Below are 23,540 nucleotides of genomic sequence, written 5' to 3' on the forward strand. Positions count from 1 at the left end.
AATTCAACCTCGTTTACTATGCGCGCCAGTATACGCAGGCTGCCCTAGTAGTTCATCCTCCAACCTTACTCATCCGGGTTTGTAGAACCGGCACATTAGACAATGATGGCGTAACGATGCTGCGAATATTCTTTTTAGCGCTGACCCTGTTCTGCACTCAGGCCCTGGCGGCCACCTCTTCTAATGTTCTGCTGCGCCCTATTGAACTGGACACGGGTTCCGGCACGCTCTATGGCTCATTGGTGCTGCCCAAAAGCGACAAGCCAGTGCCAGTCGTACTGATCCTGGCTGGCTCCGGCCCAACCGACCGTGATGGCAACAACCCGATTGGCGGGCGTAACGACGCCTTGAAAAAACTGGCATGGCGCCTGGCCCAAAGCAACATCGCCAGCGTGCGTTTTGACAAGCGCGGGATTGCCCAAAGCCAGCCCGCGACCCCGGACGAGCGACAACTGAGTGTGGACAAATACGTTGACGATGCAGTGGCCTGGGGCGAGAAGCTCAAGGCTGACCCGCGCTTCGGCAAGGTATTTGTACTGGGCCACAGCGAAGGCGCCCTGATTGCCAGCCTCGCTGCCCCGCGCATCGGGGCCGCCGGGGTGATCTCGATTGCGGGTACAGGGCGCCCGGTCGGCGCGTTATTGCGTGAGCAACTGCAACGTAATCATTTGCCGCCCGCCTTGCTCAAACGCAGCTTTGAACTGATCAGCTCACTGGAAGCCGGTCATACCGACGATAACGTGCCCAAAGACCTCGAAGCCGTGTTCCGCCCCAGCGTGCAGCCGTACATGATCAGCCTGCTGCATTACAACCCGGCCACCGCTTTTTCCGCATTGAAAATGCCCGCCTTGATTATTCAGGGCACTCACGACATTCAGGTCGACGTCAAAGATGCGCGCTTGCTCAAGGCAGCCAAACCCGATGCCGTCCTGACGTTGATCAATGGCATGAACCACGTGATGCGTATTGTCCCGATGGACATGAAACGTCAGGTTCAGTCCTACAACGATCCCAATCAGCGACTCGCGGGGGAATTGGGCGATCGAACTGTGCGCTTCATCACTAAAGTGAATGCAGGCAAACCCTCCAGTCCTGCGCATAACGGCCGATAAGCCGGTGTCGGCGGCCTTTGCTTGCCCGACATACCGGGCTTGCACAGGATTCTGCCGTTATGAGCGACACCCCAACACCACACGCGGGCACTGAAGAGCCGGCACCGCCCGAGGCGACCACACGCCCTTGGGCGGACGTGCAACCCGAGCATTTCAAAATGCTGCGCCTGGCACCTCTGCCAACGGATCGCAGCACGGGCGCTCGGCCATTGCGTTTTGTCCAGTTCGGGTACACCGAACGCCACAACAAAGACTTCAGCCTCTTGCGCTTGAGCATCCTGCTGCCCAACCAGAAAGTGCGCAAAGAACAGGACCATCTCGACGTCTGGCTGGACCATGCCACCCGACAAGTGAGCATCACCCCCGAGAGCGGCTTGCAAATTGAACCTCTGAACCGAGGTATCGGACGCTTCCTGATGGCGCAGGCCATCCTGTGGTCGCAGAAAAAACATTCGCGCTACACAGTTGAAAAAATGAGCTTGCCGAGCCGGGATGCCTTGAGCGAAGACACTCGACAGCGGCGCGACCATAGCTTGCGCACCCAAGGCTTTGACGTGGTGTACGAAGATGCCCTGCATCTCAAAGCCCACATAAAGGCCGTAGAAGTCAGTGACCTCTACTCCACCTGGAACAGTGAAAAATTGCAGTTAGTGGAAATTCTTGAAGCCGCGCAGATGCTCCAGCAAGCCGAACAGACTTTGCAGGAGCAAGAAGTAAAATTGCGTGCTAAAGAAGACAGGATCAGCAAGTTTCAGCGAGAAGACATCGGTTTGCGCTTCACCATCACCTGCCTGGTGGCTTTTGCGGTCTTTCAGGCTGCTCTGCTGATATGGATTGCGACGCACCGCTAGGTACGGATCGCACAAGCTAAAAACTGTAGCCGCTGACGAGCAGCCTTCGTTCCTCGTCAGCAGCTACTGGCCCTTCTTAAACGCGCGAAGCAAACAGCGCTTGATGTTCCCGGCATTGCTGCGCCGTCAACATAAACACGCCGTGACCGCCACGTTCAAAGTCCAGCCAGGCAAAATCAACTTCCGGGTAAAGCGCTTCAACGTGAACCTGGCTGTTGCCCACTTCAACAATCAACAAACCCTTTTCGGTCATGTGATCAGCTGCTTCGGCCAACATACGACGCACCAGATTGAGTCCATCATCGCCGCACGCCAGACCCAATTCAGGCTCATGCTGATATTCCGCTGGCATATCGGCAAAGTCTTCAGCATCGACATACGGCGGGTTTGACACGATCAGGTCAAAACGCTGACCCGGCAGGCCATCGAAGCCATCGCCCTGAACCGTGTAAACACGCTCATCCACGCCATGGCGTTCGATGTTTTGATTGGCGACTTCAAGGGCTTCATACGACAGGTCGGCCAGCACTACTTCGGCGTTCTGGAATTCGTACGCGCACGCGATGCCGATACAGCCCGAGCCGGTACACAAATCAAGAATGCGCGCAGGCTCGCTGGCCAGCCAAGGCTCAAAGCGTTTTTCAATCAGCTCACCAATCGGCGAACGTGGGATCAACACGCGTTCATCAACGATAAACGACATGCCGCAGAACCAGGCTTCACCCAGCAGATAAGCGGTTGGCACACGCTCTTCGATTCGGCGCTTGAGCAAATGCTGCAGATTGACCAGCTCATCGTCTTCCAAACGGCAATCAAGGTAGCTGTCCGCGATTTCCCAAGGCAGGTTCAGTGCACCCAGCACCAATTGACGGGCTTCGTCCCAAGCATTGTCGGTGCCATGACCAAAGAACAGCTCTTCCCCATGAAAGTGGCTAACGGCCCAGCGAATATGGTCGCGCAAAGTGCGCAGGCGGGAAGTGATCAATGGCCTTACTCCTAAAAATCGACCGACGATTCTAACAGCCAAACCTCTAGACAGCCAAAGTTGTGCCCGGCGGTGGTTTTAACCCCAGGCACTGAAGCTAAAAACCCTGCCTGAAGGCACGGTTCGTTCCATTTTGTACATTTTTGCACTGATGCACTGACACTTGACATCGCTGTAGGCCAACAACTACGTGCCTTACACGACTAGCCATTCACATAAACGCTCGGTCAGTGGAGAATGTCGCAAAAGCCCTACCCAAAGGAGCCCCTGAATGTCCGCTTTAAAGACGATGTTTCAACTTACCGGGCGTGGTTATGCCGCTGCCAGCCTGAGTAATGCCAGCTTGCTGATCATCGATGCGCAGAAAGAATACCTCAGCGGGCCTTTGGCCCTGTCGGGGATGGAGGCCGCCACCGCCAACATTGCTGCGCTCCTCGAAGCAGCCCGCAGGGCCAAGCGTCCGGTGATCCACGTACGCCATCTGGGTACCGTTGGCGGCCTGTTCGACCCGCAGGGCGAGCGCGGCGAATTTATCAAAGGCCTTGAGGCCACCGACGATGAAGTCATCATCGAAAAGCGCATGCCCAACGCGTTCAATGACACAGGTCTTAAAGAAGCGCTTGAAAAAGCCGGCCCGCTGGACTTGATCGTCTGCGGCTTCATGAGCCACTCCAGCGTCAGCACCACCGTGCGCGCCGCCAAGGACTATGGTTTTCGTTGCACCCTGGTCGAAGATGCATGCGCCACCCGCGACTTGCCTACACGCGATGGCATCATCCCCGCCGCCGACGTGCAGAGAACCGAAATGGCCATCATGAATGACAATTTCGCTACTTTGGCACTGACTCAAAACCTCATCTGATCGCGCCTCTGGATAGGCGGACGACTGCGCCGCCTATCGGTAAACACCCTCTGCGACACGTTTACCCTTCATTTCTGAACATCCTCCGGAACAACCTGCCCATGTTCCTGTCGAAGGGCCGATACCCTTTAAGGAAATATCGGAATGAAAATCGCCGATGGTTTTGATGCGCGGCGCTTGCGTCCCAAAGCACACAGTAACTGGCGCTCGCGACTGGTACTGACGTTCGCAGCTCTACTGACCCTCTGCGGTGCACTCGTGCTTGTCGTGGGTGCCAGCAGCTTGATTGGCCAACCGGCGGCACTGGGCGACCTCAACGCCAGCCCCGCGGGTGCTGCCGTCGTCCTTGTCATCGGCCTGTTCATCACGTGGCTGGGTGCATGGCTGTGGCGCCGTCGGCGCCGCCAGATGCGCCAACCCCTGGGCCTTAACATGGCAGCGCACCTGATGAAAAAACGCGACTGAGGCACATCCAGCGCACGTTAGCCGTCGACTTGGGTAAACTGTCCGACCTTCGCGGAGGCTGACATGCAAGACGACGACTTTTCTCTTTTTAAAAATGAAATTCGCGGTGTTAAACCGATCAAACATGATCGGGCTGACACTGGAAAACCCAAAGCTGACCGTGCGCAACTGGCCAAACTGCGGCAAAACGCTATCGTGCGCAGCAATGAAACCATTATCGACGGCTTGTCTGACCAGTTTGTCATTGATGTAGGCCCTGAAGATCAGTTGAGCTGGGCGCGTGACGGCGTGCAAGAAAGCCAGATGCGCAAACTTAAGCTTGGCCAGATCAGCTTTGAGGGCAGCCTTGACCTGCACGGCATGACCGTCGAGAAGGCCAGGGAAACCCTGTGGGAATTTCTCAGCGAAGCCACCCGCCTCGAAGTGCGCTGTGTGCGCGTGACCCATGGCAAGGCCGTGCGCCTGGACGGCAAGCGTCCCATGATCAAAAGCCACGTCAACACTTGGCTGCGACAGCACTCACAGGTACTGGGATTTTGCTCCTGCCAGGCTAAACACGGTGGCGCCGGAGCGGTATATGTCATGCTTAAACGCACCATGATGGAGGGTCGCGACGAATAACGTCGGGGCGCGACACAGGGAGTGCCGAACGAGTTGCGTACTACCGTCTGACGGCAGTGAGGTTGACTATCAGGCCTCCTCGGTACGTGAAAAAAACCAAATGCGCGATCATGCCATTAGTTTTCTGCCGCCCACGTACCTGCCTGCCCCTATCTAAAAACGGGTGACAGGCAAATGTGGAATTCGCAAGAAGACTTTTAAAACCTTGGTTTAAAACCCGGCATGCCTTTGGCTTCGCACCTAGCTTTTACGGTGTTAATTATGCCGTCTGCTGAAACATCTGCGCCAGGCTCAGGGTAGAAAATCAAATCCGCCCCACCAACGTCCTTAACCAAAAATCTGAAATGAATTATCAACTCATCTTGATATTTTTCGGTGCCATAAACTTTTATTATTTCGTTGACTAATTTCTTGAACTCGAGCTCCGTGTAATCACTGAGCGTATTTTTTAATTCCATACTCGCTCTCCATCATTGAGTTTTACGTGATTTCGAGAGTCCTAAAACCGAGGTTTAAAACCCGGCAAACCGCTGGCTTCGCACCAATCGCTAACAGTTTTAGCGATACCTTCAGCTGACTTGTCTGCTCCAGGCTTCGGATAGAAGATCAAATCAGAACCACCAACGGGCCCGATCAACTCATTAAGATAAAATACTAAATCGTCCTGATATTTTTCCGTACCAACATCTTCTTTTATTTCTGTGATCAGTTGTTTGAATTCATATTCCGTGTAATCGCTCAATGCTTTTTTAAATTCCAATTTTACTCTCCATCATTAAGTTTCACGTAATTTCATAAATCCTAAAACCGTGATTTAAAACCGGGCAAGCCCTTGGCCTCGCACCTTGCCTTAACCGTGTTCATTATGCCTTCTGCTGAAATATCTGCGCCGGGCTCAGGGTAGAAAATCAAATCTGCCCCGCCCACCCCGTTAACTAGATCCCTGAAATGCCCTATCAATTCATCTTGATACTTTTCAGTACCAATATCCTCACCTATTTCTTGTACAAGCCTTTTGAATTCAGCTTCGGTGTATTCACTTAACGACTTCTTAAGTTCCATAATTACTCTCTTTCGTGCAGCTTTATGTGATTTTTAGGGGTATTTATACGGAGGTTGTCTACACCATAAACCGCTCCACCATCGACTATTCGCACCCTGCAATGCATTTCAAAACTAAAACCATGCATTGCCTGCCCAATCCTAAATAGCAATTGAGTAAGCAGTCATTCGGATTCTCCAGAGCTTTACAATATCCAGAGCCTTAAAACCGTGATTTAAAACCGGGCAAGCCTCTGGCTTCGCACCATGCTTTAACCGTTTTTGTGATGCCTTCTGCTGAGTCATCTACACCGGGCTGAGGGTAAAAAATCAAATTAGTCCCACCTAGTTCCCCCACAAGAAGATCAAAGTGATACATCAATTCGTCTTGATAATTTTCCGTACCAACATCGTCAATCATTTCCTGAACAAACTGTTCAAACTGACGTTCAGTGTAGTCGCTCAATGCTTTTCTAAGTTCCATGTTCACTCCTGCTCATGAAGCGCTATGTGATTTTTAGGGGTGTTTACACGTATATTATCGACGTCATATACGCTACCACCATCCACTATTCGCGTTAAATGATGTAACTCATAACGTTGTCTTTTCCCTGCTTTGTCGAAAAAATCTACCAATGGAGCATTTCCTTTCTGTGCCTTCTGTAAAACTCGAACATTGAACTGATCCGCCAGCTCCGGCACCCTCGAAACCTCTCTCCAAAACGCACGCCTGAACGAATCAAACCTGCTGTACGTTCTCCCCCGAAGCACATCGACCACTGCCGTCGGAATGGGCGCCCCCATGCCGCTGCTGGCATGATCAAGCCATACACCCGACACATTCTCCCCTGCTCCTGACACCACTCCCGGCGCATAGCGCACACTAAGCGACAGATAGATCGGCGCAATCTGCGGCTGGGTGGGAAACCAGATGATGAAATCCTGGTACTGCGGTGGATGTTCCGGGTTTTCCAGAATCCGGTCGGTTTGCTCGGTCGCCGGGAATACCCAGGCCCCAGGCTTGAGCGTCATTCCTTCCAGTGCCGGGATACCCAGCACCGCGCCGGTGTCGACGGCCGGGGTCCAGATCACCTCCAGACCGTTGCCTACATCGGCCACCAGTTGTTCGCCGCGGGGTAACGCAGCGATGACCGGAACTTGTCTCCAGTCCGGTTGGTTGCCAGTGTAGAACCCGTAAACACTCACCGCGTCATCGTCCAGATACTTGAGGTTCATTCGAACCTGGGTATTGCCTTGGCTCAGCTGGGCGTATTGTTCGGACTTATAAAAAGCACTGTCAGGCGAGGTCGTGTTGGGCATCAATAACGCGGCACTGCCCACCAGAAAAGGCACGCCGACTGCCGACCCCGTGCTGGTCGCCGCGAGCGCCAAATTGCCGCCCAATCGTGTGACCACAGAGGCGGCACTGCCAGAGCCTCCCACCCAGCCCAATGGCGTGCCAGCCGAGGTGATCTCACCCACCGTTCCCAGTACCGCGTAAGCGCCGTACTCGGTTAGCGACTCAAGGGGCACAAAACCATTGGGATTTTTATGCTCGATCACGCCATTGGGCAGCGTGCACGACTTGGCAAACACACAGCCTTTGGTCGGCGGTTGTAATGTGGGGGGCGGCGCAGGTTTGGGGGGCGGTCGTGGCGCCGCGGGGGTGTAAGGCACTTCCCTGCTTTTGAGTTCGACGGCCCTGGCCCTCGCCTTCAATACCCGGGCATAGCACGCCGGGCAGCAGTAATCCTTCCAGGGCTCTTGAGCCATATAGCAATCCGCCTGATTGATGAGCAGGCGATTCTATGAAGGGGTACTGGATAATTGATGTCGGCCCTTTCCGATTCGATTGTACGAAGCCGAACAAAAGAACCATTCAAGGGGGGGGCGCAACACCCCACCGCTGTCAGTTAATGTCTCTTGGCATTACGGGTATTTCTGAGCCATTTTGCGGATGCACCGTTGCGCGAAGCCTGCCAAATTCGAATTTCATCGTACGTCGCTCATGCAACTGGAGGCACACCTACGCTACCATGTGCCCCATGGCAGGCATGAACCCTGCGTTTATCACCAATCAGCTTGGCCACAGCGTGCAAGGGTTGCTATCAACTGACGCTCAGTGGCTTGATCCCAGTACTGACTGGAGCGAGCTCGGGACACTCGAACACCGCCTGATTGGTACAACATTGGTACGACCCGACGAAGTGCCACTATGAAACCCGCATGGAAATAGCCCTGTGACATTGGAACAAAACTACACCGCCATTCTGGGCCAGCTTGGTGAAGACGTATCCCGTGAAGGCTTGCTGGACACGCCAAAGCGTGCCGCCAAGGCCATGCAGTACCTTTGCCGCGGTTACGAGCAGACGCTTGAAGAAGTCACCAACGGTGCCTTGTTCAGCTCGGACAACAGCGAAATGGTACTGGTCAAGGACATCGAGCTTTACTCGCTGTGCGAACACCACTTGCTGCCGTTTATCGGCAAGGCTCACGTCGCGTACATTCCAAGCGGCAAAGTGCTGGGCTTGTCGAAAGTTGCGCGCATCGTCGACATGTATGCCCGTCGCCTGCAAATTCAGGAAAACCTGAGCCGCCAGATCGCCGACGCCGTCATGCAGGTGACGGGTGCCCTGGGCGTTGCCGTGGTGATTGAGGCCAAGCACATGTGCATGATGATGCGCGGTGTCGAGAAGCAAAACTCGTCGATGATCACCTCGGTGATGCTGGGCGAATTCCGCGACAATGCGGCCACGCGCACAGAATTTCTTAGCTTGATCAAGTAACTCGGCGTGCCAAAAAGAACCGGCGTTCATCGCCGGTTTTTTTTCGCCTACCAATTTCAGGTAAGCTTCGCGCTTTCTTAAACGCCAATGAGGCTTTTACTGTGTTTATCAAAGCGCTTCGCGTAGGCCTGGGTCAGTTGATCATCGCGGGCGATTTCATTACCCGCCCAAGCAAAAAACAACGTAGCGCAGCCGAACAGGCGCAGGTCGATCAAGCCGCCAAAGACCTGACGCTGTACCAGTTTCATGCCTGCCCGTTTTGCGTAAAAACCCGTCGTAACCTGCGTCGTTTGAATGTGCCCGTGGCACTGCGTGACGCCAAGAACAACGAGCAGGATCGCCAGACCCTGCTGGAGCAAGGCGGCAAGATCAAAGTGCCTTGCCTGCGCATCGAAGAAGACGGCATGACCACCTGGATGTACGACTCCAAAGTGATCATTGACTACTTGAACCAGCGGTTTGGGGCAGTTTAAACGCTGAGCCGTCAGCGACTACTGCAACATGGTCACATGGCGCGGGTGGCTGGCCACTCGCTCCAGCCACGCCGTAATAGCCGGATAAGCACTCAGATCAAAACCGCCCTGATGCGCCACATGGGTGTACGCATACAGCGTCACGTCGGCGATGGAGTAATGCTCGCCCACCAGATATGGCGTGCGCCCCAACTGCTGCTCCATCACGTCCAAAGCCTTGTAACCGCGAGTTTGCAGCTTGCGATATTCCTCAAGACGCTCCTGCGGCAAGCCGAGGTAAAACTCGATAAACCGCGCTACCGCAATGTAGGGTTCGTGGCTGTACTGTTCGAAAAACTGCCACTGCAACACCTGCGTGCGTAAACGCGGTTCGCCCGGCAAAAAGTCGCTGCCATCGGCCAGAAAGTTAAGAATCGCATTGGATTCCCACAGGCATGTGCCGTCTTCCAGCTCCAGCACCGGCACTTTGCCGTTCGGGTTTTTAGCCAGAAACGCGGGTGCTTGCGCCTCCCCCTTGAGAATGTCGACCGAGTGCCACTGATACTCAAGGCCCAGCAAATGCAGCATCAACTTGACCTTGTAACAGTTGCCCGAGTTGTAATCGCCGTAAACCTTGAGCATCACAACTCCTTTAGGCCGCCTGTGCGGCCTGAGCTTGACGAATAACCGAAGCAAGACGCTTGAGACCTTCGTGCAGACGCTCAGGGTCGATATGGCTGAAGTTCAGGCGCAGGCTGCCGACGTTTTCATCCGGATTGGCGAAGAACGGCTCACCCGGCATAAACGCCACGTTCTGCTCCAGCGCAGGCTTGAGCAAAGTGCGGGTATCGAAGGGCTGCTTTAGAGTCAGCCAGAAGAACAGCCCGCCCTGAGGCACATGCCAGTCTGCCAGGTCGCTGAAATGCTCTTCGAGCGCCAGTTGGAAGCCATCGCGGCGCACGCGGTAGAAGTCGCGCAGCTCAGCCAGGTGACTGTTCATCTTTTCAGTGCCGATCCACTGCAAGGCTTGCCATTGACCGACACGGTTGGTGTGCAAGTCCGCCGATTGCTTAAGACGCAACAAGTGCGGGAACAAATCCGGGCTGGCAATCAGGAACCCGACACGCAAACCCGGCAGCAAGGTTTTGGACACAGTCCCGGTGTAGATCCAGCTGGCTTTTTTCAGACGGCTGACAATGGGCGTGGCGCTGCCGCCATCGAAATTCAATTCGCGGTACGGCTCGTCTTCAATCAGGGTGACACCAAACTCATCCAGCAAAGCTGCCACGGCATCACGTTTCGCTTCGCTGTAACGCACGGCAGATGGGTTCTGGAAAGTCGGAATCAAGTAGATGAAAGCAGGCTTGTGCCGAGTCAACTCAACGCGCAGCGCCGCCAGATCCGGACCGTCGGCCAGCAGCGGGAAGCTCAGGCATTCAGCACCGAACAGCTGGAAGATTTGCAGCGCGGCCAAGTAAGTGGGCGCTTCGAGCATGATCTCGGTGCCTTTGTCGATGTACAGCTTGGCAGCCAGGTCCAGCGCCTGTTGCGAGCCGCTCAGCACTATCACTTGGCTGGCGTCACAATCCACGCCCAAGGCACGGGCTTCAGCGGCCAGCACTTCACGCAACGCCGGCTCGCCTTCACTCATGCCGTACTGGCCCATTGAGGCGGGCATATCGCTCCAGTCAACTTTGGGCAACATGGCTTCAGCCGGTAGACCGCCTGCAAACGACATGACTTCCGGACGCTGGGCCGCAGCCAGAATTTCGCGAATCAAAGAGCTTTTCAGGCGGGAAACACGTTCGGAGAAGGCCATACAGATCACCGGTAGCAGAAGTAATTGGAAATAAGTCAAACTGATTGACCGAAATTACGCCGCGAAGCCTAGATACGTCAATATGCTTGACCTTAAAAATCCAACCATTCAGCGTAACGCCATGGAAGCGTTCTTCTTTGGCTATCAAGCATTTACCGCCAAAGCGGACGAAATGTTGGCGCGTCGTGGGCTGAGTCGGGTGCATCAGCGCATCGTTTTTTTTATCGCCCATCACCCCGGCGTCAGCGTCAAAGAATTGCTCTCACTGCTCGGCGTGAGCAAGCAAGCACTGAACACACCCTTGCGCCAGCTCATAGAAATGGGCCTGGTGCGCAGCGTGGCTCCCGAGACTGACAAGCGCAAGCGACTGCTGGAGCTGACCGTAGAGGGGGTGCGCTTTGAAGCCAATTTACGCCGCGAACAGGTCAAGCTGCTGCAACGGGTCTTCGCCCAGGCTGGCGAAGAGGCAGTCAATGGCTGGTTGGCAATCAACACGGCGCTGGGCCAGAGCCGACTGTCTTGATGCACCACGCCAACTAAAAACAAAACTTGCTTTTTTTGTATACAAAGTCATAAATCAAGTGACCCGGCAATGGTGCGCGGGGGATTGTGCATGGAGGACATGATGAGTCTGGAAACCTGGCTGCTGTTCAGCAGCGCGGCATTGATAGTGATTCTGATACCGGGGCCCCTGTCGCTATTGATGATCAGCAACAGTTTGAACTATGGCCTGCGGCGTTCTTATCCGGCCTTTCTGGGCGGGGTATTGGCTTCGATTTGCCTGCTCAGTGCCTCGGCACTGGGCCTGGGCGCCCTGCTGCTGGCCTCGGAGCAACTGTTCAGCGTGCTGAAAATCGTGGGGGCGCTGTATTTGTTTTATCTGGCCTGGCAAAGCTGGAAACAATCACGCGAGCCTGCCACGGCGGCGAATGTACCCGTAGCCGCACCGAAACCGCGCTTTGGTGCACTGTTTGGGCGCGCGTTCGTACTGGGCGCCAGCAACCCGAAGGATATTTTGTTCTTTGCCGCCTTCCTGCCGCAATTTCTTAGCCCTGGCCAGCCGTTCCTCCCACAGTTGCTGGTCATGATCGCGACCTGGACCGTGCTCGACCTGCTGTGCAAGCTGGCCTACGGCCTTGGCGCCCACGGTGCGGCGGGCTATTTGCGCAGCGGCAAAGGCCAGAGCTGGTTTAACCGCGTCAGTGCCGGACTGTTCAGCGTGGCGGGCACCGCGTCGTTGTTGAGCCGCTAAAACGATGCGCCGTTCGTAGCAGCTGCCGAAGGCTGCGTTCGGCGGCGCAGCCGTCGTAAAAACAGAGTGCGTGGTCTCTCAGTTAACCCGAGCCGCTGATTTTGCGATCGCTTCGCAATCGAACGCAGCCTTCGGCAGCTGCTAAGAGTGGCAATCTGCGGGCAAAAAAAAGCCCGCAGTGTGAGCGGGCAAAGAACCACATGCGCAGAACGAAACCGTTAGCTGCCGCGGTACGTCGAGTAGCTATAGGGCGATATCAGCAGCGGCACATGGTAATGGTCCTGCTCGGCGCTGATCCCGAAACGCAGCACCACCACATCCAGAAACGCCGGCTCGGGCAGTTGCACGCCACGTGCACGGTAGTAATCCCCCGCACTGAATTGCACCTGATAAACCCCGGACTGATAGTCATCACCCTGCAACAGCGGCGCGTCGCAACGACCGTCACTGTTGGTCAGCGCCGTCGCCACCAGCGTCAATTGCGAACCCTCCACCCGGTATAGCTCGACCTTGATCGAGCTGCCCGGACAGCCGTGTGCAGCATCCAAAACGTGCGTAGTCAAACGTCCCATACGATTGCGCAACCTCCACCCAGCGGTAAATGAAAGCATTGCCGAACCTTTTTGGGGCCACCCAAAAAAACGGCGCTGCAAAGATTAAGACACTTATTATCAAAATTGTACACAATTAAAACCCCGACAAAGCGCAGCCCGCGTTTAACGTGGCTTCGAGCCGTATTCCACGAAACCCATAGCCTAAAGCGACTTCGGATTCATAACCTGACCAATCAGGCAAGTTTCTTGCAAGTACCTTTCCAGAAACATACATGGTAAAAATGCATGCATGCAGGGTTACAAATGGATTATAAAGTTGTATACAATCAGGCCAGCGCAGTGACGCCAGGTCTGGCCAATCAACTGTTAACACCCACAATAAGGAAGACTGCAGTGAGCGCCGACTACCCACGCGACCTGATTGGTTACGGTCCAAACCCTGTGCACCCTCATTGGCCGGACAACGCCCGCATTGCCCTGTCTTTCGTACTCAACTACGAAGAAGGGGGTGAGCGCAACATCCTCCACGGCGACAAAGAGTCTGAAGCGTTCCTCTCTGAAATGGTGTCCGCGCAGCCACTGCAAGGCGAGCGCAACATGAGCATGGAATCGCTCTATGAATACGGCAGCCGCGCCGGCGTGTGGCGCGTGCTCAAACTGTTTCGCGAATTCAACATCCCGCTCACCGTCTTCGCCGTGGCGATGGCCGCCCAGCGCCATCCGGATGTCATTCGCGCGATGGTCGCCGAAGGCCATGAGATTTGCAGTCACGGTTATCGCTGGATCGACTACCAGTACATGGATGAAGCCCAGGAACGCGAGCACATGCTCGAAGCGATCCGCATCCTCACCGAGATCACCGGCGAACGCCCTCTGGGCTGGTACACCGGGCGCACAGGCCCCAATACGCGACGACTGGTGATGGAAGAAGGCGGCTTTTTGTACGACTCCGACACCTACGACGATGACCTGCCCTACTGGGAACCGAATAACCCCACAGGCAAAGCGCATCTGGTGATTCCGTACACGCTGGACACCAACGACATGCGCTTCACTCAGGTGCAAGGGTTCAACACGGGCGAGCAGTTTTTCCAGTACTTAAAGGACGCCTTCGACGTGCTTTACGCCGAAGGCGCTGAATCGCCAAAAATGCTTTCCATCGGTTTGCATTGCCGCCTGATTGGCCGCCCTGCCCGTCTGGCCGCCCTTAAGCGGTTTATTGAATACGCCAAAAGTCACGAACAGGTCTGGTTTACCCGCCGCGTCGACATTGCACGCCACTGGCACGCCACTCACCCTTTCAACGCAGAGACCGCCCTATGAGCGCCTTCACCACCCTCAAGCCTTCTCAACTGAGCCGAGAAGCGTTCGTGGCAGCCTTTGCCGATATTTACGAGCACTCGCCGTGGGTGGCCGAAAAGGCCTACGACTTGGGCCTGGACGCCAGCGTCGATGACATCCAGACCCTGCACCAACGCATGAGTGACATTTTGTTGAGCGCCGATCACGCCAGCCAGCTGGCACTGATCAATGCTCACCCGGACCTGGCCGGCAAAGCTGCCGTTCAGGGCCAACTCACCGAAGCCAGCACCCACGAACAAGCTGGCGCCGGTATCCACCAATGCACGGCCGAAGAGTTTCAACGCTTCACCGAGCTGAACGAAGCCTACAAAGCCAAGTTCAAGTTTCCCTTCATCATGGCGGTAAAAGGCAGCGACCGGCACCAGATCCTCGCCGCGTTCGAAACGCGCATCCACAACCCGGCAGACGTCGAGTTCAAGTGTGCGTTGGCAGAAATCAACAAGATCGCCCTGTTCCGATTACTCCAGCTCTAAGCCGGGCCGGCACCTGTCGGCAACGGATCCCCAGCCACTTTTTTAAAGGCAGACCAGAAGAATGAAAGCTTACGCCGTACCGTTCGAGAAGTTCGTCAACTTGGCCGATGCCCGCCTGGGCACCAAAATCATCTCCGTGACCGATGATTGGTTCGCCGACGCCAACCGCCTGTTCCAGCCGACCCCGGCCGTGTGGAAGGAGGGCGTTTTCGATGACAACGGCAAGTGGATGGACGGCTGGGAGTCGCGCCGCAAACGCTTTGAAGGCTATGACAGTGCCGTCATCCGCCTCGGCGTTCCAGGCTCGATCAAAGGCGTGGACATCGACACTTCATTCTTCACCGGCAACTTCCCGCCGTCTGCCTCGCTTGAAGCCTGCTTCCTGGCGTCGGGCGAACCTGACGCCAATACTCAGTGGGTTGAAGTGCTGTCGGCCGTCGAACTGCAAGGCAACAGCCATCACTACCACGAAATCAACAACGATCAGGCGTTCAGCCACTTGCGTTTCAACATCTACCCGGACGGCGGCGTGGCCCGCCTGCGTGTCTATGGTGTGCCGTTCCGTGACTGGTCCGCCGTGGGCGACAACGAACAGGTTGACCTGGCGTCAGCCCTGAACGGTGGCCGCGCACTCGCCTGTTCCGACGAACACTTCGGGCGCATGAGCAACATCCTCAACCCGGGCCGTGGCATCAACATGGGTGACGGCTGGGAAACCGCACGTCGCCGCACACCGGGTAACGACTGGGTCATCGTTGCGCTGGGCCATGCTGGCGTGATCGAGCAAATCGTCATCGACACCCTGCACTTCAAGGGCAACTACCCCGACTCCTGCTCGATTCAGGGCGCTTTCGTCAAAGGCGGCACCGACAGCCAGATCGAAACCCAGAGCCTGTTCTGGCGTGAACTGCTGCCCAGCCAAAAAATGGACATGCACGCCGAGCATAGTTTCAGCGAACAGATCAAAGCCCTTGGCCCGATCACCCACGTTCGTCTGAACCTGTTCCCGGACGGTGGTGTAAGCCGCCTGCGCATTCTGGGCAAAGTCGCTAAATAACGCCGCAAGTGTAGCCGCTGCCGCAGGCTGCAATAAGGTCCGAAGGGCCTTCAACAGCAGGGTCGCTTCGCCACCTGCGGCAGCGGATACAAAAGCAAAACGAACACCTGACAGTCATTAGAAAAAGAAGACCACCATGCGCACATTGACGATTGAACCCTTGACCAAAGAAGCCTTCGCGCCCTTCGGTGATGTGATTGAAACCGATGGCAGCGATCACTTCATGATCAATAACGGTTCGACCATGCGCTTTCATCGTCTGGCCGAGGTCGAAACGGCTACGCCAGAAGACAAAGCCATCATCAGCATCTTCCGCGCCGACGCGCAGGACATGCCTTTGACCGTGCGTATGCTGGAGCGCCATCCGCTGGGCAGCCAGGCTTTTATTCCGCTGCTCGGCAACCCCTTTCTGATCGTGGTCGCGCCAGTTGGCGATGAACCTGTATCAGGCCTGGTCCGCGCTTTTGTCAGTAATGGCAGGCAGGGCATTAATTACCATCGCGGCGTCTGGCACCACCCGGTGCTGACGATCGAAAAGCGGGATGACTTCCTGGTGGTTGATCGCAGTGGCAGCGGCAATAACTGCGATGAGCATTTCTTTAAAGAGGATGAGCAATTGATCCTCGCCCCCCACCAATAAGAGAAGGCCTCAACGTTCAAAAAAGAACGACGGGCAAGAGGTAAAGACTGTGGAAGCACATCTAATGGAATGGCTGAATCTGAGCGTACGCTGGATTCATATGATTACCGGTGTGGCCTGGATCGGCGCGTCGTTTTACTTTGTCTGGCTTGAGAACAACCTCAATCGGGCGCACCCCAAAGACGGCCTGGCGGGCGATTTATGGGCGATTCACGGCGGTGGTATTTATCACCTCGAGAAATACAAGCTTGCACCACCGACCATGCCGGAAAACCTCCACTGGTTTAAATGGGAAGCCTATTTCACCTGGATGTCAGGGATTGCCCTGCTGTGCCTGGTGTTCTACTTCAACCCCGCGCTGTACCTGATCGCTCCCGGCAGTAGCCTGAGCGGCCCTGAAGCGGTGGCCATCGGTATCGGCTCATTGATTGCCGGCTGGTTCATCTACGACTTTCTGTGCGACTCCGCCCTGGGCAAACGCCCGGCGTTGCTCGGTTTTATCCTGTTTGTATTGCTGGTTTCAGCGGCGTTCGGCCTGAGCAAAGTGTTCAGCGGACGGGGTGCCTACCTGCATGTCGGCGCCATCATCGGCACCATCATGGTCGGCAACGTATTCCGCATCATCATGCCCGCCCAGCGCGCACTGGTGGCCGCGATCAAAGAAGGCCGCTCACCCGACCCGGCATTGCCGGCCAAAGGCCTGTTGCGTTCGCGCCACAACAACTATTTCACCTTGCCGGTGCTGTTCATCATGATCAGCAACCATTTCCCGAGCACCTATGGCAGCCAATACAACTGGCTGATTCTGGCCGGGATCGCGGTGCTGGCCGTGCTGGTACGCCACTACTTCAACACCCGCCACAACAGCCATAAATATGCCTGGACCCTGCCGGTCGCCGCGCTGAGCATGGTCTGTCTGGCCTATGTCACCGGCCCTAAACCACCGGCTACCGGCCCCGAAACCGCCAAGGTGATCAAGTATCAACCGCTGCCTGAAACAGCAGTAGGCGGGGTCAGAGCGGCCGATGCGCCGCCACCGGCACCTGCAGCCCCCGCAGCGCCCGCAGCCCCAGTCGCCAGCGTTGATTTCGAAAAAGTCCATGCAGTGATCCAGGAGCGCTGCACGGTCTGCCATTCCGCCACGCCCACCAGCCCGCTGTTCAGTGCGGCCCCGGCAGGTGTGATGTTCGACACCGCGCAACAAATCAAAGTGATGGCTGCCCGTATTCAGGCCCAAGCCGTCACCAGTCCGATCATGCCGCTGGGCAACATCACTCAGATGACCCAGCAAGAGCGTGAACTTGTCGGCGCCTGGATCAATGCAGGAGCTCAAACCAACTGACCTACAGACTGTGGGCGCCGTTAATGGCGCCCGCATTTACACACCACTAGCTCACAACAATAAAAAAGACCGAGGTGTTGCATGTCCGAGTTAACCGAACCGCGCATACCCGCCGTGACCGCCCCGCCGCCCATTCAGCGGTTGCCGTTGTTGCAATTGATTCTGGTCGGTTTGCAGCATGTGTTGTTGATGTACGGGGGCGCCGTTGCGGTGCCGTTAATCATCGGACAGGCCGCCGGTCTGAGTCGTGAGGAGATAGCCTTCCTGATCAACGCTGACCTGCTGGTGGCGGGGATTGCAACCATCGTGCAGTCGCTGGGCATTGGCCCGATGGGCATTCGCATGCCCGTGATGATGGGCGCCAGCTTTGCCGCGGTGGGCAGTATGGTGGCAATGGCTGGCATGCCGGGCATTGGCATGACCGGCATTTTTGGTGCAACCATTGCGGCCGGTTTTTTCGGCATGATCATTGCGCCGTTCATGTCCAAAGTGGTGCGCTTCTTTCCGCCACTGGTGACGGGCACCGTCATCACGTCTATCGGTTTGTCGCTGTTTCCGGTCGCCGTGAACTGGGCAGGCGGCGGCAGCGCAGCCGCACAGTTCGGTTCGCCGATCTACTTGTTTATTGCAGCGCTGGTGCTGGGCACTATCTTGTTGATCAACCGCTTTATGCGGGGCTTCTGGGTCAACATTTCGGTGCTGATCGGCATGGCTCTGGGCTACCTGTTGTCGGGCGCTCTGGGCATGGTCGACCTGAACGGCATCGGCCTGGCGCCGTGGTTTCAAGTGGTGACGCCCTTACACTTCGGCATGCCGGAGTTTCACTTGGCGCCGATCTTGTCCATGTGTCTGGTGGTGGTGATCATTTTTGTCGAGTCCACCGGGATGTTTCTGGCGTTGGGCAAAATCACCGGGCAGGAAGTCACCCCGCGCATGTTGCGTCGTGGGCTGCTGTGTGATGCCGGCGCGTCGTTCCTGGCGGGCTTTTTCAATACCTTCACGCACTCCTCCTTCGCGCAGAACATCGGTCTGGTGCAAATGACGGGGGTGCGCTGTCGTTCGGTGACCATCATGGCCGGGGTATTTCTGATTACCTTGAGCCTGCTGCCCAAGGCTGCGTTTCTGGTGGCATCGATTCCGCCTGCAGTGTTGGGCGGTGCGGCCATCGCGATGTTCGGCATGGTGGCCGCCACGGGGATCAAAATTCTCCAGGAAGCGGACATTGCCGACCGTCGCAATCAGTTATTGGTGGCGGTCAGTATCGGCATGGGCTTGATCCCTGTGGTACGCCCGGAGTTCTTCGCGCATCTGCCGATGTGGATGGGGCCTATCACCCACAGCGGAATTGCCATGGCCGCCGTTAGTGCGGTGTGTCTGAACCTGATGTTCAACGTCATGGGCGGCGCCGGCCGTGCCGCCATGAGCGGGCATGTGCATCAGCATTAACCCTTGGCCCTCACCCCAACCCTCTCCCAGAGGGAGAGGGGGCTGATTCGCGGCGCTGCACAACACTGCTCTTGCTTTTAGTCCCCTCTCCCTCCGGGAGAGGGCTAGGGTGAGGGCGCTTTTGCAGTAAAAAACAATAAAAAGGGAGTTACCCATGCACTGCAAACACTGGGGCGTCACGCTCGCGGGTGGGTTTTTGGCTGCCAGTCAGGCCATGGCCGGTGATCTGTTTTCATGGCAAACCAACAGCCTGACTTACCTCTACGGCAAGAACTTCGCCATCAACCCTTCGATACAACAAACTGTCACCTTCGAGCATGCCGACAAATGGAAATACGGCGACAACTTTCTGTTTGTCGACCGCATCTTCTACAACGGCAAGCCAGACCGCAACAAAGGCCCGCACACCTACTACGGCGAGTTCAGCCCGCGCCTGTCGTTCGGCAAGATTTTCGATCAGAAACTGGAATTCGGTCCCATCAAGGATGTGTTGCTGGCCATGACCTATGAGTACGGCGAAGGTGACAGTGAAGCCTATCTGATCGGCCCGGGCTTCGACCTCGCCGTGCCGGGGTTCAATTACTTCACCTTGAACTTTTATCGCCGCCATACCGAGGGGCCACGCCCTGGCACGGGCACCTGGCAAATCACGCCATCGTTCTCATACAGCATTCCCCTGGGCCGCTCCAACCTGTTGATCGATGGTTATATCGACTGGGTGGTCGACAACGATCAAAACTCGCGCGGTACGTACCACTCAAACCTGCACATCAACCCACAAATCAAATATGACCTGGGTCGCGCGCTGAATCTGGGCGAAAAACAACTGTATGTCGGCATTGAATACAGCTACTGGAAGGATAAATACGGCATCGAAAGCAGCAGCCGTCTGGACACTAACCAGAACACCGCCAGCGCTCTTATCAAAGTCCACTTTTAGTTTAAACACCTGCCCTGCCCTGCGATCGCGCTCAACTTGATTCATTGCGCAATAACAGGGCACTTGAGTGTAAAGCCCAGAGCCAGTATTCTGCGCGCCCTCTCAAAGGCGAGCGCTGTTTAAAGCTGACTTCAAAGCCAACTTAATACGTCTAAACAACGTGTTTAACACCTTTTCTCCACCTTATTCACTCAACTGCCACGTGACAGTCGAGCGATAAATGTTGGCCGGAATTCGTTATGGCCCAGTCTTTGCTCTAAGCATTAAACCTGACCTTTCAGGCAACTTTTAATACTGATTATAAAAGCCGGAACCAAGGCGCCAATTCAGAGCGCAGGTTCACCCAACGGCAGCAACCTTAACGTTTGGAGCAACCGAATGAAGCGCACACTTACCGGCCTGATGCTTGCGGGGAGCTTGATGGGCGGGACCACGGCAGTCGCCGAAGACCTGTTTCAGTGGCAAACCAACAGCCTGACTTATTTGTATGGCAAGGACTTTCAGGTCAACCCGAAGATTCAGCAAACCCTGACCTTCGAGCACGCTGACAGCTGGAAATACGGTGATAACTTCTTCTTCCTCGACCGTATTTTCTATAACGGCAAGGAAGACGGCAACGTCGGCCCTAACACCTACTATGGCGAGTTCACACCTCGACTGTCGTTCGGCAAAATCTTCGATCAGAAACTTGAATTTGGCCCGATCAAAGACGTGCTGTTGGCCTTGACCTACGAGTTCGGTGAGGGTGACTCCGACGCTTACCTGATCGGCCCGGGCTTCGACTTGAACGTGCCAGGTTTCGATTACTTCCAGCTGAACTTCTACCAGCGCTTCCCGGAAGGCAGCCGCGCCGGACGTGGCGTATGGCAGATCACCCCTGTGTGGTCCTATACCATCCCCGCGGGCAAATCCGATGTGGTCATCGACGGCTACATGGATTGGGTCGTGGATAATGACCAGAACTCCCGTGGCACGTACCACGCCAACCTGCACTTCAACCCACAGATCAAATATGACTTGGGCAAGGCATTGAGCTGGGGCGCCAAGCAGTTGTACGTCGGCGTTGAATACGACTACTGGAAAAACAAATACGGGATTGAAGACAGCAGCTCGTTCAAAACCAATCAGAACACCACAAGCCTGCTGGTCAAGTATCACTTCTGATCCTTGTCGGTGACTGCGGACGCGCAAGGAAGCTGCGTCTCAGCGCTACCACACAATCTTCCCACTCCCCGCACATAGCCTTTACACTCGCGCGCATTCCCAATGCTGCGGAGCCTGTATGGCGAACCCTTATCGCGAGATTTTCAGCGCCCCCGGAACCAAGGCCTTTTGTGCTGCGGGCCTGATTGCTCGTATGCCGATTTCCATGACCGGCATCGGCATCATCACCTTGCTTGCGCAACTGCACGGCTCGTATTGGCTGGCGGGCGCAGTGGCCGCAACCTTCGCGCTGGCCATGGCCTTGCTGGCACCGCAGATTTCTCGATGGGTAGACCGTTACGGGCAACGCCGCGTATTGCCCGGCGTGGCCGCGATTGGTGTATGCGCGCTGCTGGGCCTGCTGTTGTGCAGTCATCTGGGCGCACCCAACTGGACGTTGTTTGTCTTTGCGGCACTGTCCGGATGCATCCCCAGCATGCCAGCAATGGTCCGCGCACGCTGGAGCGAGCTGTATCGCGGCTCGCCCAAATTGCACACGGCCTTCTCGTTCGAGTCGGTACTCGATGAAGTGTGTTTTATCGTCGGCCCACCGATTTCCGTGGGCCTGAGCGTGGGCCTGTTTCCCGAAGCAGGGCCACTACTGGCAGCCATCTTGCTGGCCGTCGGTGTGACCCTGTTTGTCATGCAACGGAAAACCGAACCCCCCGTACACCCGCGCAGTGACGAGCATAGCGGCACCGTATTGCGCCAGGGCCCGGTGGTGATTTTGATGATGGCCCTGCTCGGGCTGGGCACCATAGTCGGCACCGTTGACGTGGTCAGCGTGGCCTTTGCCCAGCATCAAGGCCAACCGGCTGCCGCCAGCATCGTGCTGTCGGTGTACGCGCTGGGTTCGTGCATCGCCGGGCTAGTGTTTGGCACACTGAAACTCAAGATACCGTTGCCCAAACTGTTCCTGTTCGGCGCCGCGGCCACCGCGCTCACCGTGGTGCCGCTGATGTGGGTCAGCAGCATCGCCACGCTGGCAGCGGCCATGTTCGTCGCAGGTCTGTTCTTCGCCCCCACCCTGATTACCGCGATGGGGCTGGTGGAAAATATCGTCCCGCCCGCCAAATTGACCGAAGGCCTGACCTGGATGATTACCGGGCTGGGTATCGGTGTGGCGCTGGGCGCCGTCGCTGGCGGCTGGGTGATTGACGCCTACGGTGCCCGAGCCGGTTTCAGCGTATCGCTGGCCGCAGGTCTGGGCATGTTGCTGTTTGCTGTGTTGGGGTATCGCCTGTTGCAAAACAGCACCAACCCACACCCGGCCTCACTGGCTTAACCTTTGACGGCGCGCCAGAGCTTGCTGACGCCGGTGACCACTGCCAGCACCACGGCACCGGCAATAATGCCAGCCACGGCGTTGACCAGTGTCGGCACAATCACCGACAACGGGCCGACATAGGGGGCTACGCTGGCGGCAATGGTTTCGACCCCGTGGTGCAGCACCGGCACACCATGGGTCAGAATGCCACCGCCGACCATGAACATGGCCGCCGTCCCGATGATGGTCAGGCTCTTCATCATGTACGGCGCCGCGCTTAACACGACGCGACCGAAACTGCGCTGGAAGCGCGCCCAGGCGCCCTCACCGGTTTTATGGGTCAAGTAGAGGCCGCCATCATCCAGCCGCACGATACCGGCCACCACACCGTACACACCGATGGTCATGACAATCGCAATGCCTGACATCACCACCACTTGTTGAATCAGTGGTGAATCCGCCACGGTGCCCAGGGTGATAGCAATGATTTCAGCCGAGAGGATAAAGTCAGTGCGAATGGCGCCCTTGATTTTATCTTTCTCAAACGCCACCACATCGACCTCGGCATTGGCCAAAGCTTCCTGTCTGGCTTTGCGCTTCGCTTGAGTGTCGTCCTGACTGTGCAGAAACTTGTGCGCCAGCTTTTCAAACCCTTCGAAACACAGATACGCACCGCCCACCATCAGCAACGGCGTCACTGCCCACGGGATGAAGGCACTGATCGCCAACGCCGCAGGCACCAGAATCAGCTTGTTGCGAAACGAGCCTTTGGCCACTGCCCACACCACCGGCAGCTCGCGATCAGCCCGTACTCCAGAAACCTGCTGCGCATTGAGTGCAAGGTCATCACCGAGCACCCCAGCAGTCTTTTTGGCGGCCATTTTGGTCATCAGTGCGACGTCATCGAGAACGGCGGCGATATCGTCGAGCAACATCAGCAAACTACTGCCAGCCATGAAAGGGTATTCCTTGAGGGTTGAATTACTCCAAGCATAGCGCGTAAGCACCGC

29 protein-coding genes and 1 pseudogene are annotated in these 23,540 nt (G+C 56.2%); 19 read left to right on the forward strand and 11 right to left on the reverse strand.

Annotation, left to right across the window (positions count from 1 at the left end; genetic code table 11):
• The first annotated feature begins 116 nt into the window (after nt 1-116).
• Together EQV93_RS08650 and EQV93_RS08655 are read left to right on the forward strand one after the other, a co-directional pair.
• The gene (locus EQV93_RS08650; protein WP_146427158.1) at nt 117-1,112 is read left to right on the forward strand and encodes an alpha/beta hydrolase; all 996 of its coding nucleotides are present in this window, start codon (nt 117-119) and stop codon (nt 1,110-1,112) included.
• Nucleotides 1,113-1,171: 59 nt separating this feature from the next.
• A complete protein-coding gene (locus EQV93_RS08655) occupies nt 1,172-1,963 on the forward strand; it encodes a hypothetical protein (RefSeq protein WP_240891373.1) in 792 nt (263 codons plus the stop codon).
• Between the two features lie 76 nt (nt 1,964-2,039).
• Here the strand turns inward: EQV93_RS08655 and prmB are convergent, their stop codons facing one another.
• Nucleotides 2,040-2,948, reverse strand: a complete 909-nt coding sequence (gene prmB / locus EQV93_RS08660) for a 50S ribosomal protein L3 N(5)-glutamine methyltransferase (protein WP_146383669.1) — start codon at nt 2,946-2,948, stop codon at nt 2,040-2,042.
• Nucleotides 2,949-3,219: 271 nt separating this feature from the next.
• Here prmB and EQV93_RS08665 point away from each other — a divergent pair, with 271 nt between their 5' ends.
• The 3 genes from EQV93_RS08665 to EQV93_RS08675 all read left to right on the forward strand — a co-directional run bounded on the left by EQV93_RS08665 (nt 3,220) and on the right by EQV93_RS08675 (nt 4,896).
• Nucleotides 3,220-3,810 (forward strand): cysteine hydrolase family protein, encoded by a 591-nt coding sequence (locus EQV93_RS08665; RefSeq protein WP_122782952.1) that lies wholly within the window; start codon nt 3,220-3,222, stop codon nt 3,808-3,810.
• A 144-nt stretch (nt 3,811-3,954) separates the two neighbouring features.
• Nucleotides 3,955-4,275: a hypothetical protein gene (locus EQV93_RS08670; protein WP_146383670.1), complete on the forward strand. Its 321-nt coding sequence runs from the start codon at nt 3,955-3,957 to the stop codon at nt 4,273-4,275.
• A gap of 63 nt (nt 4,276-4,338) precedes the next feature.
• Nucleotides 4,339-4,896 (forward strand): Smr/MutS family protein, encoded by a 558-nt coding sequence (locus tag EQV93_RS08675; protein ID WP_059762984.1) that lies wholly within the window; start codon nt 4,339-4,341, stop codon nt 4,894-4,896.
• A gap of 197 nt (nt 4,897-5,093) precedes the next feature.
• Here the strand turns inward: EQV93_RS08675 and EQV93_RS08680 are convergent, their stop codons facing one another.
• The 6 genes from EQV93_RS08680 to EQV93_RS08700 all read right to left on the reverse strand — a co-directional run bounded on the left by EQV93_RS08680 (nt 5,094) and on the right by EQV93_RS08700 (nt 7,710).
• Nucleotides 5,094-5,354, reverse strand: a complete 261-nt coding sequence (locus tag EQV93_RS08680; RefSeq protein WP_146383671.1) for a bacteriocin immunity protein — start codon at nt 5,352-5,354, stop codon at nt 5,094-5,096.
• A 41-nt stretch (nt 5,355-5,395) separates the two neighbouring features.
• Nucleotides 5,396-5,656 carry a bacteriocin immunity protein gene (locus EQV93_RS08685; RefSeq protein ID WP_146383672.1) on the reverse strand — a complete coding sequence of 87 codons (261 nt, stop codon included), beginning with the start codon at nt 5,654-5,656 and terminating at the stop codon, nt 5,396-5,398.
• A 41-nt stretch (nt 5,657-5,697) separates the two neighbouring features.
• Nucleotides 5,698-5,958, reverse strand: coding sequence for a bacteriocin immunity protein (locus tag EQV93_RS08690; RefSeq protein WP_240891374.1), 261 nt, complete (start codon nt 5,956-5,958; stop codon nt 5,698-5,700).
• Nucleotides 5,959-5,960: 2 nt separating this feature from the next.
• On the reverse strand, nt 5,961-6,086 hold the full coding sequence (locus EQV93_RS22510) for a hypothetical protein (protein ID WP_425281159.1): 126 nt from the start codon (nt 6,084-6,086) through the stop codon (nt 5,961-5,963).
• 74 nt (nt 6,087-6,160) lie between these two features.
• Complete coding sequence (locus tag EQV93_RS08695) at nt 6,161-6,421, reverse strand: bacteriocin immunity protein (protein WP_146383674.1); 261 nt, start codon at nt 6,419-6,421, stop codon at nt 6,161-6,163.
• A 2-nt stretch (nt 6,422-6,423) separates the two neighbouring features.
• The gene (locus EQV93_RS08700; RefSeq protein ID WP_240891375.1) at nt 6,424-7,710 is read right to left on the reverse strand and encodes an S-type pyocin domain-containing protein; all 1,287 of its coding nucleotides are present in this window, start codon (nt 7,708-7,710) and stop codon (nt 6,424-6,426) included.
• 227 nt (nt 7,711-7,937) lie between these two features.
• Between EQV93_RS08700 and EQV93_RS08705 the strand changes: the two are divergent.
• The 3 genes and pseudogenes from EQV93_RS08705 to EQV93_RS08715 form a co-directional block, all read left to right on the forward strand.
• A pseudogene (locus EQV93_RS08705) lies at nt 7,938-8,156 on the forward strand (site-specific integrase); the annotation flags it as partial.
• A 21-nt stretch (nt 8,157-8,177) separates the two neighbouring features.
• Entirely contained in the window at nt 8,178-8,723 is a 546-nt protein-coding gene (gene folE / locus EQV93_RS08710) for a GTP cyclohydrolase I FolE (RefSeq protein ID WP_122782959.1), read from the forward strand.
• 101 nt (nt 8,724-8,824) lie between these two features.
• The gene (locus EQV93_RS08715; protein ID WP_240891376.1) at nt 8,825-9,196 is read left to right on the forward strand and encodes a glutaredoxin family protein; all 372 of its coding nucleotides are present in this window, start codon (nt 8,825-8,827) and stop codon (nt 9,194-9,196) included.
• 18 nt (nt 9,197-9,214) lie between these two features.
• Here the strand turns inward: EQV93_RS08715 and EQV93_RS08720 are convergent, their stop codons facing one another.
• Together EQV93_RS08720 and EQV93_RS08725 are read right to left on the reverse strand one after the other, a co-directional pair.
• On the reverse strand, nt 9,215-9,817 hold the full coding sequence (locus EQV93_RS08720) for a glutathione S-transferase family protein (RefSeq protein WP_240891377.1): 603 nt from the start codon (nt 9,815-9,817) through the stop codon (nt 9,215-9,217).
• 10 nt (nt 9,818-9,827) lie between these two features.
• A complete protein-coding gene (locus EQV93_RS08725; RefSeq protein WP_240891378.1) occupies nt 9,828-10,994 on the reverse strand; it encodes an aminotransferase-like domain-containing protein in 1,167 nt (388 codons plus the stop codon).
• 82 nt (nt 10,995-11,076) lie between these two features.
• Here EQV93_RS08725 and EQV93_RS08730 point away from each other — a divergent pair, with 82 nt between their 5' ends.
• Entirely contained in the window at nt 11,077-11,517 is a 441-nt protein-coding gene (locus EQV93_RS08730; protein ID WP_122782963.1) for a MarR family winged helix-turn-helix transcriptional regulator, read from the forward strand.
• A 102-nt stretch (nt 11,518-11,619) separates the two neighbouring features.
• Entirely contained in the window at nt 11,620-12,246 is a 627-nt protein-coding gene (locus tag EQV93_RS08735) for a LysE family translocator (RefSeq protein ID WP_146383679.1), read from the forward strand.
• 218 nt (nt 12,247-12,464) lie between these two features.
• On the opposite strand, the gene uraH is transcribed toward EQV93_RS08735, so the two are convergent.
• Entirely contained in the window at nt 12,465-12,818 is a 354-nt protein-coding gene (gene uraH, locus EQV93_RS08740) for a hydroxyisourate hydrolase (RefSeq protein WP_122782965.1), read from the reverse strand.
• A 375-nt stretch (nt 12,819-13,193) separates the two neighbouring features.
• Here uraH and puuE point away from each other — a divergent pair, with 375 nt between their 5' ends.
• The 9 genes from puuE to EQV93_RS08785 all read left to right on the forward strand — a co-directional run bounded on the left by puuE (nt 13,194) and on the right by EQV93_RS08785 (nt 22,548).
• Nucleotides 13,194-14,123, forward strand: coding sequence for an allantoinase PuuE (gene puuE / locus EQV93_RS08745; protein ID WP_146383681.1), 930 nt, complete (start codon nt 13,194-13,196; stop codon nt 14,121-14,123).
• A complete protein-coding gene (uraD, locus tag EQV93_RS08750) occupies nt 14,120-14,635 on the forward strand; it encodes a 2-oxo-4-hydroxy-4-carboxy-5-ureidoimidazoline decarboxylase (protein ID WP_146426396.1) in 516 nt (171 codons plus the stop codon). Before puuE ends, uraD begins: the two co-directional genes overlap by 4 nt.
• Nucleotides 14,636-14,696: 61 nt before the next feature.
• On the forward strand, nt 14,697-15,692 hold the full coding sequence (alc, locus tag EQV93_RS08755; protein ID WP_122782969.1) for an allantoicase: 996 nt from the start codon (nt 14,697-14,699) through the stop codon (nt 15,690-15,692).
• Between the two features lie 136 nt (nt 15,693-15,828).
• Nucleotides 15,829-16,332, forward strand: a complete 504-nt coding sequence (locus EQV93_RS08760; protein WP_122782970.1) for an ureidoglycolate lyase — start codon at nt 15,829-15,831, stop codon at nt 16,330-16,332.
• A gap of 49 nt (nt 16,333-16,381) precedes the next feature.
• Nucleotides 16,382-17,674 (forward strand): urate hydroxylase PuuD, encoded by a 1,293-nt coding sequence (locus EQV93_RS08765; RefSeq protein WP_122782971.1) that lies wholly within the window; start codon nt 16,382-16,384, stop codon nt 17,672-17,674.
• Between the two features lie 81 nt (nt 17,675-17,755).
• A complete protein-coding gene (locus EQV93_RS08770) occupies nt 17,756-19,120 on the forward strand; it encodes a nucleobase:cation symporter-2 family protein (protein WP_122782972.1) in 1,365 nt (454 codons plus the stop codon).
• Nucleotides 19,121-19,274: 154 nt separating this feature from the next.
• Nucleotides 19,275-20,060, forward strand: coding sequence for an outer membrane protein OmpK (locus tag EQV93_RS08775; protein WP_240891379.1), 786 nt, complete (start codon nt 19,275-19,277; stop codon nt 20,058-20,060).
• A 378-nt stretch (nt 20,061-20,438) separates the two neighbouring features.
• Nucleotides 20,439-21,224, forward strand: coding sequence for an outer membrane protein OmpK (locus tag EQV93_RS08780; protein WP_122782974.1), 786 nt, complete (start codon nt 20,439-20,441; stop codon nt 21,222-21,224).
• Between the two features lie 118 nt (nt 21,225-21,342).
• Nucleotides 21,343-22,548 (forward strand): MFS transporter, encoded by a 1,206-nt coding sequence (locus tag EQV93_RS08785; RefSeq protein WP_240891380.1) that lies wholly within the window; start codon nt 21,343-21,345, stop codon nt 22,546-22,548.
• Here the strand turns inward: EQV93_RS08785 and EQV93_RS08790 are convergent.
• The gene (locus tag EQV93_RS08790) at nt 22,545-23,486 is read right to left on the reverse strand and encodes a DUF808 domain-containing protein (protein WP_122782976.1); all 942 of its coding nucleotides are present in this window, start codon (nt 23,484-23,486) and stop codon (nt 22,545-22,547) included. The two genes, EQV93_RS08785 and EQV93_RS08790, sit on opposite strands and share 4 nt — an antisense overlap.
• Nucleotides 23,487-23,540 lie beyond the last annotated feature (54 nt).

The sequence above is a fragment of the Pseudomonas sp. TMW22091 genome (genome assembly GCF_022496705.1).
GTDB lineage: Bacteria > Pseudomonadota > Gammaproteobacteria > Pseudomonadales > Pseudomonadaceae > Aquipseudomonas > Aquipseudomonas saxonica.